The 11,224-nt window shown below is 74.4% G+C and carries 8 protein-coding genes; 1 reads left to right on the top strand and 7 read right to left on the bottom strand.

What is annotated here, in order from left to right; translation table 11 throughout:
* Positions 1 to 1,474: ATP-binding protein (locus tag D7W82_RS23225; RefSeq protein WP_120620444.1), on the top strand; the 1,474-nt coding region annotated here is incomplete at its 5' end.
* A gap of 22 nt (positions 1,475 to 1,496) precedes the next feature.
* On the opposite strand, the gene cheB is transcribed toward D7W82_RS23225, so the two are convergent.
* The 7 genes from cheB to D7W82_RS23190 are packed head-to-tail and all read right to left on the bottom strand — an operon-like array spanning position 1,497 to position 11,154.
* Positions 1,497 to 2,528 (bottom strand): chemotaxis-specific protein-glutamate methyltransferase CheB, encoded by a 1,032-nt coding sequence (gene cheB / locus D7W82_RS23220; protein ID WP_120620443.1) that lies wholly within the window; start codon positions 2,526 to 2,528, stop codon positions 1,497 to 1,499.
* Positions 2,525 to 3,346 (bottom strand): protein-glutamate O-methyltransferase CheR, encoded by an 822-nt coding sequence (locus D7W82_RS23215; RefSeq protein WP_120620442.1) that lies wholly within the window; start codon positions 3,344 to 3,346, stop codon positions 2,525 to 2,527. Before D7W82_RS23215 ends, cheB begins: the two co-directional genes overlap by 4 nt.
* A 13-nt stretch (positions 3,347 to 3,359) precedes the next feature.
* Positions 3,360 to 5,729: a HEAT repeat domain-containing protein gene (locus D7W82_RS23210; RefSeq protein ID WP_120620441.1), complete on the bottom strand. Its 2,370-nt coding sequence runs from the start codon at positions 5,727 to 5,729 to the stop codon at positions 3,360 to 3,362.
* Positions 5,726 to 8,269, bottom strand: coding sequence for a methyl-accepting chemotaxis protein (locus D7W82_RS23205; protein ID WP_120620440.1), 2,544 nt, complete (start codon positions 8,267 to 8,269; stop codon positions 5,726 to 5,728). Before D7W82_RS23205 ends, D7W82_RS23210 begins: the two co-directional genes overlap by 4 nt.
* Entirely contained in the window at positions 8,250 to 8,696 is a 447-nt protein-coding gene (locus tag D7W82_RS23200) for a chemotaxis protein CheW (protein WP_014400320.1), read from the bottom strand. Before D7W82_RS23200 ends, D7W82_RS23205 begins: the two co-directional genes overlap by 20 nt.
* The gene (locus tag D7W82_RS23195) at positions 8,693 to 10,765 is read right to left on the bottom strand and encodes a chemotaxis protein CheA (RefSeq protein WP_120620439.1); all 2,073 of its coding nucleotides are present in this window, start codon (positions 10,763 to 10,765) and stop codon (positions 8,693 to 8,695) included. Before D7W82_RS23195 ends, D7W82_RS23200 begins: the two co-directional genes overlap by 4 nt.
* Positions 10,762 to 11,154 carry a response regulator gene (locus D7W82_RS23190; RefSeq protein WP_120620438.1) on the bottom strand — a complete coding sequence of 131 codons (393 nt, stop codon included), beginning with the start codon at positions 11,152 to 11,154 and terminating at the stop codon, positions 10,762 to 10,764. The genes D7W82_RS23195 and D7W82_RS23190 overlap by 4 nt, the downstream gene beginning before the upstream one ends.
* Between the last annotated feature and the right edge of the window lie 70 nt (positions 11,155 to 11,224).

Genomic DNA, 11,224 nt, shown 5'->3' with positions numbered 1-11,224 from the left:
GTCCCCGACGGAGGCCTCTGGCCCGGGTCTGCAAGCGCTGCTGGAGGCGCTGCCGGAGGCCTTCCTCGGCGTGGACGCGGGCTGGCGCATCACCTGGCTGAGCCGGCGCATGCGGGAGCTGCTGGGGCCCCGCGTCCAGCCGGGCGATGACCTGCGCAAGAAGGTGGCGGACGTGCTGGGCCTGGGCTCGCACCTGCGCCTGGACGCGCCCGCCAACGAGCAGCCCTCCGCCGCGCCCTACGAGCACCGCTGGCACGAAGGCGGCTTCTGCTTCGAGGTGAGCACCCGCCCCATGGACGGCGGCCTGCTGGTGCACTGCCGCGACATCACCCGCGAGTTCCAGGCCCGCCACGAGTTGCAGCGCGTGGGGCAGCTCTTCCAGGCCGTGATGGAGGGCACCACCGACGCCATCTACATCAAGGACATGGAGGGCACCTACCAGGTCATCAACTCCGCGGGCGCGCGCGCCGTGGGCCGCACCGTGGCCGAGGTGCGCGGGCGCACCGACGCGGAGCTCTTCCCTCCCGCCGAGGCCAAGGTCAACGTGAAGCACGACCGGGACGTGCTCAAGGCGGGCCATCCCCTCACCTACGAGGACACGCAGCAGGCCCCCGACGGGGACCTGCGCGTGTGGCAGTCCACCAAGGGCCCGCTGCGCGACCCGGAAGGCCACGTGTTCGGCCTGTTCGGCATCAGCCGCGACATCACCCAGCGCAAGTGGGCGGAAGACGAGGTGCGCCGGCACGCCGAGTTCCAGGAACACCTGATGGGCATCATCAGCCACGACATCCGCAGCCCGCTCGGCGCCATCATGAACTGGTCGCGCGTGCTCGCGGCCGGCGGGCCCGCGGAGGAGACGGCGCGCACCAGCCGGCGCATCGCCACCGCGGCGGTCCGCATCGAGCGGCTGACGCGCCTCTTGCTGGACTTCACCCGCGCCCGGCTGGTGGGCGGCGTGGTGATTGAGCCGCGCGGCACGGACACGCAGGAGCTGCTGACGAAGGTGGCGCACGAGTTCCGCGTGGCCTTCCCGCAGCGCGACATCGTCGTGGACCACAAGGGCAACACGCAGGGGCACTGGGACCCGGACCGCCTGGCGCAGGTGGTGTCCAACCTGGTGGAGAACGCCCTCAAGTACAGCCCGGCGGACGCGCCCGTGCTGCTGTCCACGCGAGGCCTGCGCAACAAGGTGGTGGTGACGGTCCACAACCAGGGCCGCCCCATTCCGGAAGCCACCCTGCCCCACCTCTTCGAGCCCTTCCGCCAGGGCCCGCAGCAGACGCGCACGCTGAAGATGAGCTACGGCCTGGGGCTCTACATCGTGCGCGAAATCGTGCACGCCCACGGCGGCACCATCGAGGTCACCTCCAGCGAGGGCGACGGCACCACCTTCACCGTCACGCTGCCGCGCCGCGCGCCGCCCCGGAAGGGCCCGCCGCCCGAGCCGCCTTCGCCGCCCTCGCACCGCGCCTGAACCCGCGCGGCCCGAGCGCCCGTCAGACGAAGCGCGAGAGGAGGGGCACCAGGGCGTCCAGCGGCGCGCTGCCGTTGGACAGGCCCGCTTCGTCCACCGCGCGCGGCATGCCGTACACCACGCAGGAGGACTCCGCCTCCGTCAGCACCACGCCGCCCGCGGCGCGCAGGGCCCGCGCGCCCTGGAGCCCGTCCTCGCCCATGCCGGTGAGCACCAGCCCCAGCGCGTCCCTCCCCCAGACCTCCGCCACGCTCTGGAAGAGCACGTCCACGGAGGGGTGGTGCGGGGTGCCCAGCGGGTGGCGGTCCAGGCGCACCAGGTTGAGCGCCCCGTGCCGCGCCACCTTCAGGTGGTGGCCCGCGCGCGCCAGCACCGCGCGGCCCGGCACCAGCTCCAGGCCGTCGCTCGCCTCCACCACCTCCAGCGCGCTCTGCGAGTCCAGCCGCTTCGCCACGGCCTCCGTGTAGCCGGCGGGGATGTGCAGCGCGAGCACCACCGGCGCCGGGAAGTCCCGGGGCATCGCGGACAACAGCCGCGTCAGCGCCTGCGGCCCGCCCGTGGACGTGCCCACCGCCAGCAGCTTCGTGGACGTCGCGGGCAGCGGCTTCAGGGGCGGGGCCGCCACGGCCTCCGCCAGCTCCTGCTGGTAGCGCGGCACCGCGCGCCCCGCGACGCGCACCTTCTCCACCAGCTCCGCGCCCAGCTCGTAGAGCCGGTCCGTGGCGAGCGCCGTGGGCTTGTGCACCAGGTCCACCGCGCCCGCCTGGAGCGCGGCCACCGCCAGCTCGCTGTCCGCGCCCGCGCTGCTCACCACCACCACGCGCGGCGCGTCCGGCATGCCGGCCAGCGCGCGCAGGAAGCCCGGCCCGTCCAGCGACGGCATCACCAGGTCCAGGGTGATGACGTCCGGCTTGAGCTCCGCCACCCGCTCCAGCGCGTCCAGGCCGTCGCGCGCGGTGCCCACCACCTCCAGCCCTTGCGCGTCCGACAGCACCTTGCGCAGCACCTTGCGCGCGAACGCCGAGTCGTCCACCACCAGCACGCGCAACGTCATGAGTCCGCCTTGCTGTAGAAGAACGCGCCGCGGCGCTCCTCGCAGCGCAGCGCCGTGCCGAAGCGCATCAGGGACTCGGAGGTGCCCACCACCAGGTGCCCGCCGGGCCGCAGCGTCCGGGTGAGGCCGTCCACCACGCGGCGCGCGGTGTCGTCCTGGAAGTAGATGAGCACGTTGCGGCAGAGGACGGCGTCGCAGCTGCCCGGCTCCGGGTAGCCCTCCGTGTCCACCAGGTTGAGCTGCCGCCACTCCACCCGGGCCATCAGGTCCGGCCGCACGCGGGGACGTCCGTCCACCATGTCCAGCCAGCGCCCCATCACGCCCGGGGGCAGCGCGCGCAGGCAGCGCAGGTTGTGCTCCCCTGACTTCGCGCGCTCCAGCGCCTTGGAGCTCAGGTCCGTGGCCAGGATGGACACGTCCCCCAGCACGCCGCGCGAGTCCAGCAGCATGGCCAGCGTGAGGGGCTCTTCACCGGTGGAGCACGCCGCGCACCACACGCGCGGCTTCCTGCCCGCGCGCACCTCCGGCACCAGCAGCTCGTCCACCAGCACCTCCAGCGCCTGGGGCTCGCGGAAGAAGTACGTCTCGTGGACGAGCAGCGCCTCCACCAGCGAGTCCAGCGTCTGCGGCCCCTTCGGGTCGTAGCGGAGGAAGTAGTAGTAATCGAGCAGCGAGTCGAACCCGGCCTCCAGCGCCCGGGTGGACAGCTTCTCCGCCAGCAGGTCCCGGTCCTCGGGCCCGTAGTGCAGGCCGGAGCGCTGCTCGATGAGCATGGAGAGGATGGCCAGGACCTGCGGGGACAGCGGCAGCGAGCTCATGGCCGTGGGTGTCCTAGCGGCCCAGGGCCAGCAGGCAGGCGCGGCGCACTTCCGGGTCCTCGTCGCGGTGGGCCGCCTTGTCCAGCGCCTCGCGCGCCTCCACCGTGCCCAGCGCCGCCACCGCGGGGGCGGAGGCCCGGCGGCCCGCGGGGCTCGCGCCGAGGAGCGACTGCATCAGCGCCGCCCTCGCGTCCGCCCGGCGCATGCGCGCCAGCGACGCCACCAGCAAAGGCGCCGTCGCGTCGTCCGCCACCTCCAGCGCCGCCATCAGCCCGGGCAGGCGCCCCTCCACGGGCAGCGCCAGCGCGGACACCACCTGCTCGCGCAGCATCACGTCGCCCAGCAGCGACACCAGCTGCTGCGTCGCATGCGAGCCCGTGCGCGTGGCGAGGAAGCCCACCGCCGCGCTGCGCACGCTGTCATCCCGGTCCCCGGCGGCGCGCAGGAGCGCGGGCAGCGTCTCCGGCGCGTCGTACTCCGCCACGGCGGACAGGGCGACCAGCCGCGTGGCCGGGTCCTCCGAGTGCACCGCCTCCAGCAGCACCGGCAGCGCGTCCGGCCGCCGGGCCACGCCCAGCCCCAGCAGGGCCGCGCGGCGCACGTCCGCGTCCGCTGACGAGGCCGCCCGGCGCAGCGCCGCCATGGCGCTCTCCGTGTGCATGTGCGCCAGCGCGTCCACCACCGCCACGCGCACCTGGCCCGCGTCGTCGTTGGCCAGCGCGACGATGGCGTCCGCGGCGGCCTCCTCGTTGAGCTTCCCCAGCGACTGGCACGCGTAGTAGCGCACCCACGGGTCGCGGTCGTTCAAGCCGCCCAGGAGCGTGGAGGTGATGCGCGCCTGCTTGTCCGTCTGGCCCAGCGCGCGCATGGCGGTGGCGCGCGTGCGCTCCGACTCGTGGCTCGCGGCGGACAGCAGCGCGTCCACCGCGCGAGGGTCATCAATGAAGGGCAGGCCGTAGATGGCCGCGTCGCGCAGCCGCTCGTCCGGGTCCCGCATGGCCAGGAGCAGCGCGTCCAGGCCGCGCGGGTAGCCGAAGTACGCCACGATGCGCAGCGCCGCCCGCCGCTGGCGCGCGTCCGTGGAGCGCGCCGCCTCCAGCGCCAGGGTCTCCGTCATCTCGCTGCCCAGCGACTGGATGGCGCCCACCACCGCCTGCGACACGCGCGGGTCCTCGTCCGCCAGCCGCGCGAACAGGGCTGGTACCGCGGACGTGTCGCCAATGCGCGACAGCGTCTCCGCCGACAGCGCGCGCACCGTCGCGTCCCGGTCCTCCAGGCACACCAGCACGTCCGGCACCGCCGCGGAGCGCTTGCCCACCAGCGGCAGCAGCGCCCGCCTGCGGGAGCTGTCACCCTCGCGCAGCGCCTGGAGGATCTGCGCGTCCGCCTCCGCGCCCAGTTCGCCCAGGGCCGCCGCGGACGCGCGCGACACGCCCAGGTCCTGCGAGTCCAGGAGCTTCAGGAGCCCCGTGGCCGCGTCCGCGCCGCCCACCCAGCCCAACAGGCGCGCCACCGCGGTCTTCTCCCCCGCGTCCGCGCCCGCGATGACATGGGCCAGCCGGCGCCCGGTGGGGTGCGGCTCCAACGAGCTGGAGCGCAGCACCGACGGCACCGTGCGCGCGCCGCCGAAGCGCTGCACCTGCGCGTCGTGGATTTCGACCAGCGCCACCGCCGCCACGCGCACCACCGCGTCGTTGCCGCGCTGGAGCAGGCCCACCAGCGCGGGCACCGCGGCCTCCTGGCCGGTGCGGCCCAGCGCGCGCGCCGCCTCCAGGACATAGAAGGGGTCGGACAAGAGCGCCATCAGCGCCGGCACGACGGTGGGGTCGCCGGAGCGGCCCAGCACGTCGATGGCGGGGAAGATGCGGAAGAAGTTGCCGCTTCCCAGCGAGGACAGGAGCGCGTCCACCGCCGCGCCGCCGCCCACGCGGCCCAGCGCCTCGATGGCGGCCACCGCCACGTTGTCGTCCGGGTGGACGATGAGCCGCGACAGCAGCGGCACGGACCTCCGGCTGCGGCGGCGTCCCAGCACCTGGGCGGCGTCACAGACGATGGCCGGGTTGGGGTCGTCCCCCAACAGCTCCACCGGGCCCTCCACGTCCCCCGTGGCGGCCACCAGCGCGTCCACCGCCGCGGCGATGCGCGCCTCGTTGTCCCGGCGGTGGCGCAGCACTTCACACAGGGACTCCACGGCGGCGGTGCCCAGGCGCGCCAGCGCGGACACCACGGCGCGGCGCACCGCCCACGACGGCGCGTCCAGCCCCTGCACCAGCACCGGCAGGCTCGCCGGCCCCCGGCGCGCCAGCTGATCCACCTCTTCCACCCGGGCGCGGTCCTCCGCGGACAGCGACAACGGGTGTTGCTTCGCGGTCGAGCTGCTCACGTGGCCTGCTCCTGCGTGTTCCGGGGCGTCCCCGGCTCCGTGGCGCCCAACAGACCGCTCAGGTGACTCAAGCCCTCCACCTGCTCTCCGTGCAGCCGCGACAGCTGTCCCAGCCGGCCCGCCACCTCCTTCACCTCCTGGGCGGTGACGGCCATGCCGCGCGCCTGCTCCCCCGTGGTGCCGGCGATCTCCTTCGCGCGGATGCGCATGTCCTCCACCGACCGGCCCAGCTGTTCGCTCATCGCGGCCTGGTCCACGGCGGCCCTCGCCACCGCCGCCACGCCCGTGGCCTGCTTCGCGGCGGACAGGGTGAGCAGGGACAGGGCGTCCGCCTGCTCATCCAGCGCGCGCGCGGTGGACTTCGCCACCCGGCGCACCTCCTCCGCGCCGCGCACCAGCGACGTGAGCGCCTGGGCCTGCTCGTCCGTGGCGCGCGTGACCTCCTTCGCCAGGGTGGCCACCTGGCGGCTGGCGAGCTCGCCCTGCTTGAGCGCGCGCGCCTGCTCCGACATGGCGCGCGTGGACTGGGCCACCTCCTTGCGCGTGGCCTCCATGGCCTTCGTCACCTCCTGCGCGGCCTTGGCCTGCTCCGAGATGCCGGTGAGCGTGCGCTGCGTGGAGGACGCCACCTCCTGCGCCGTCGCCCCCAGCGCCCCCACCTGCTGGCCCTGGGCCATCACCGCGGCGCTCACGCCCTGCACCAGCTGGCGCATCTGCGCGGTGCCGCGGGCCAGGTCCGTGGCGGCCTGGGCCTGCTCCTGCATCGCGCGCGACACCTTCTCCGCCACCTCCGTCAGCTGGTTGTTGGAGCGCACCGCCTCGCGCAGCGCCTTGGCCTGTTCCTGGGTGGCCTGGGTGGTCTGCCGCGCCATGCGCCGCATCTCCGAGCCGCCCTGGGTCAGCGCCTGCGCGGCCTGCGCCTGCTCCACCGCGGACGCGGCGATGAGCCGCCCCTGCTCGCTCACCTTCGCGGTGGCCTGCACCAGCGACTGCACCGCCTGCACCTGCTCCGCCGACGCGCGCGACGCCTCACGCACGTTCGAGCCCAGCTCGTCCACGCCCTTGAGGATGGTGCCCAGCGCGCGCTCCGCGTCTCCCGCCAGGGCAGCGCCCTCGTCCGCCGCGCGCACGCCCTCGCCGTTGGCCACCGCCGCCTCGCGCGCCGTCGTCTGGAGTCCCCGGACGATCTTCGCTACGTCGCTGCTGGCCGCCGCCGCGCGGTCCGCCAGGGCGCGGATCTCCTCCGCCACCACCGCGAAGCCGCGGCCGTGCTCGCCCGCGCGCGCCGCCTCGATGCTGGCGTTGAGCGACAACAGGTTGGTGCGGTCCGCGATGAGGTTGATGGTCTGCACGATGTCGCCAATCTCCTCGGCGCGCCGGCCCATCTCCTTCATCACCCCGGACGACTCCACGATGGACTGGCGGATGCGGCCGAAGCCCGCGATGGAGCGCGCCACGGTGGCGCCGCCCTCGCGAGCGCTCGTGCCCACGCGCTCCGCGGCCAGCCGCGCCTCCTCCGTCAGCTGCGCCGCGCGGCGCGTGGAGGACTCCAACTGCGAGGACGCGGTGGCGCTGGTGGACGCCAGCCCGTTGATGCTCTCCGCCGCGCGGGCCACCGCCTGGGCGGAGCGCGACAGCTCCTCGATGGTGGCCGCGTTGGCGTCCACCACGGCGGCGTTCTTCTCCGCGGTGGCGGCCACCTCCTCCACGCTGGCGGCCACCTCCTGCACGGTGGACGCGGTGGTGACGGCGCTCGCCTCCAGGGTGCGCGTGTGCTCGGCGACGCCGCGCACGCTGCGGGCCACCTGCTCCGTGGCGGCGGCCGCGTCCTCCACGCTGGAGGACATGGTGGCCGCGTCGCGCACCACGTCCTGGAGCGTCTTGCCCAGGGACACCACGGCGCCGGACACCTGGCCCATGCGCTCGCCCACGCCCTGCGCGTCCGCGGCCAGCCGGGTGATGCCCTTGGACATCTCCTCGATGGTGGCGGCGACCTCCTCCGTGGTGGCGGCGCTGGTCTGGTTGCGCGACACCAGGTCCTCCACCGTGGCGGTCATCTCCTGCATGCTCGCCAGCAACTCCTCGCTGGAGGCGGCCAGGTCCTCCGCGTTGGCGCTCACGCCCTTCACCGAGCGCGCCACCTCCTCCAGCGTGGAGGCCGTCACGTCCGCGCTGGAGGCGAGCGTGCCCGCGTCCTTGCGCACGCTGGACACCGACGCCGTGACCTCCTGCATCGTGGCCGCGTTGGTCTCCGCCTCCTGCTGCACGCCCTTCGCCGCGTCGCCCACGGACACCTGGCTGCGCACCAGCGCCTGCACCGAGATGCTCGTCTGCTCCACCTGCGAGGCCACGGACTCGATGGCGATCCGCACCTGCTCGCCCGCCGCCGCCTGGTCGTTGCCCGCGGACGCGAGCCGCGCCGCCAGCTGCTCGGTGGACTTCACCAGCCCCACGCCCTCCGCCACCTGGAGCGAGGCGCGCTCGGCCAGCGCGCGAGCGTCCTCCAGCTTCCGCACGCTGTTACCGTTGTCCGTCGACATCCGCCGCCTCCTCCCCCACCACGCGGGGGAAATCGATGAGCATCACCAGCCGCGGGCCCACCTGCGCCACGGCCTTCACGAACCCCTTCGCGCCCTCCACCACCATGGGTGGGGGCGGCTGGATGGTGCGGGGGTCCAGCTTCAACACCTCGCGGGCGCTATCCACGAGCAACCCCACGGTGCGCTCGCCCAGCTGCCCCACCACCACCCGTGAATCCAGGGACTGCGTCCCCGCCGGCAGCCCGAAGCGGACGCGCGCGTCCACCACCGGGATGACCCGGCCGCGCACCTGCACCAGGCCGGCCACGTGCGAGGGCGCCCCGGGCACCGGCGTCGCGCCGGTGAAGGACTCCATCTGCACCACGTCCGCCGCGGGCATCGCGTATTCCGTCCCGTCCACCTTGAACAGCACGTGCAGCACGTTCATGACACCCACTCCCCTGCCCTGGACGCACGCTTGCGCCGGCCCGCGCGCGCGGCGCCCAGCGCGCCCAGGTCCAGCACCAGCGTGGGCTGGCCGTCGCCCAGGTCCGTGGCGCCCGCCACGCCGGGCACGCGCACGAGCGGGTCCTCCAGCGGCCGCAATACGATCTCCTGCTGCCCCACGAGCCGGTCCACCGCGAAGGCCACCGGCTCCCCGCGCTGGCGCACGATGAGCGCCTTGGCGCCCTGGCCCGTCGCGTCGGCGGCCCCGGGCGCGTCCAACAACCGCGCCACCGACACCAGCGGCACCGCCGCGCCCCGGCGCTCCACCAGCCCCAGGCCGTCCGCGCCCGCGGGCCGCACCACGCCCGCCACGTCGATGAGCTCCTCCACGGTGCCTACCGCGACCGCGTACCGGCGGCCCGCGCACTCGAAGACGATGGCGTCCATCAGCGTCACGGTGAGGGGGACGCTCAAGGTGAAGGTGGTGCCCACGCCCTTGCGCGTCTCCATGCGCAGCTCGCCGCCCAGCTGCTCCACGACGATGCGGCGCACGATGTCCATGCCCATGCCCCGGCCGCTGGTGCGCGTGGCCTCCTGGCGAGTGGACAGGCCGGGCCGGCACAAGAGGTCCAGGAGCGCGTCCGAGGAGTCCGGCGCGGGGGCGTTCGCCGCCTTCGCCACCGCCTTCGCGTCCACGCCACGTCCGTCGTCGCGCAGGGTCAGCTCCAGCTGGCCGCTGGCGCGAGCGTGGCAGGTGAGGCGCACCAGCCCTTCGGCGGGCTTGCCCGCGGCCTGACGCTCCTCGGGGGACTCCAGCGCGTGGTCCACGGCGTTGCGCACCAGGTGCACCAGCGCGGGCGACAGCCGGTCCGCCACCGCCTTGTCCAGCTCCGCGTCGCCCACGTCCAGCTCCAGCCGCACCGCCTTGCCCGTGGCCCGGCGCAGGCCGCGCACCAGCAGGGGCAGCCGCTCCAGCACGTCACCCACGCGCACCATGCGCAGCCGCAGGATGGCCGAGCGCAGGTCGCGCAGCTGCCGGCCGTTCTCCTGGAGGATGGCGGTGAGCTCGCGCGTGGGCGCGCCCGCCTGGGTGAGCGCCGCCACCGCGCGCATCAGCCGCGAGCGGTTGACCACCAGCGCCGCCAGCCACTCCATGGCCTCGTCCAGCCGGGACACCTCCACGCGCAAGAGGCCTCCGCCCCGGCGCACCTCCGGCTCGTCCAGCTCCTCCTCGAAAACAGCGGCACCGGGCAGGACCGCCACGCCGCCAGGGCCCCCGTCCTCGGGCGGGGCCTCCGCGGGAGCAGGCGCCTCCAGCGAGCGCACCGTGGCGGGAGCGCCGCCCACGGCGTCCAGCAGCACGGCGTCCTCCGCGCGGGTGATGAGCAGGAGCGCGAACGCGAGCGACGCGCCCCCCGCGGCGGGGCCGGACAGGGGCAGCACCTTCACGATTTCCGCGAGCTTCGCCACGCGCTCGCGCACGGTGTTGATGTTGAGGCCCTTCGCGGCGCGCTCCGATGACGGCACGAAGTCCAGCCGCAGCGCGCGCTGGCCTCCGGCGAGCCCGCCCTCCAGCTGCTCGCGCTCGGACGGGGTCAGGCGGGAGGCGAACGCGGTCTCCGCGTCCAGCTTCACGGGCCGGGCCCGCCTGGGGGCCACGTCCCGCACCTGCGGCCCCAGCGCCTCCAGCCGCTCCAGCAGGTTCGCGGGCGCGGGCGACGCCGCCTTCCCGGCGCCCAGCTGCCGCACGCGCAGCTCGATGGCGCGCAGGCCCTCCACCAGCGGCTCCACGCTGGACTCGGGCAGCCGGCCGCCGGCCTGATCCGCCAGCCGCAGCGACGCCTCCATCCAGTGCGCCAGGGAGACGACGGACTCCACGTCCACCATGGCGGACAGGCCCTTGAGCGTGTGCAGCGCGCGGAACAACTCGCGCACCGCGCGGGGCTGGGCCTGCCCCTTGCGCACGGACTCCTCCACCGCGAGCAGGTCCTTCTGCGCGGACGCGAGCAGCTCGTCCGCCTCCGCCAGGTAGGCGGGGAGGAACTCCGCGAACTCCCCGGTGCCGCTCACCCGCGCGGCGCCTCGGCCGGGGCTTTCTCCAGAAGGGCCCGGGCGGCGCTTTGGATGGAGTCCGGCGTGAAGGGCTTGGTCATGAAGCGGTCCGCGCCGGCCTGCAGCGCGCGCTCGCGGGACGCCTCGTCGCCGCGCGTGGTGACGATGATGATGGGCAGGTTGCGCAGGTGGTCCTGTCCGCGCACGAACTCCACCACCTCGATGCCACCGATGTCCGGCATGTTGAGGTCCAGCACGAGCAGGTCGTACGGTTTGAGCGACAACTGCTCGATGGCCTCCAACCCGCTGGACGCCTGGGTGAAGTGGCTTTCCGGATAGGGCCGCAGGCAGGCGACCACCATGTCGCGCATCACCTTGCTGTCATCAACGACGAGTACCTCGGGCATGGCGTCCTCTGGCAACGGCCGGCCAAGCTAGATCGATTCCGATCCGCTGAAAGAAATGAGTCATCCGGCG

Origin of the sequence: Corallococcus sp. CA049B (genome assembly GCF_003611685.1) — a bacterium.
GTDB lineage: Bacteria > Myxococcota > Myxococcia > Myxococcales > Myxococcaceae > Corallococcus > Corallococcus coralloides.
This window is presented reverse-complemented; position numbering and strand designations above follow the sequence as displayed.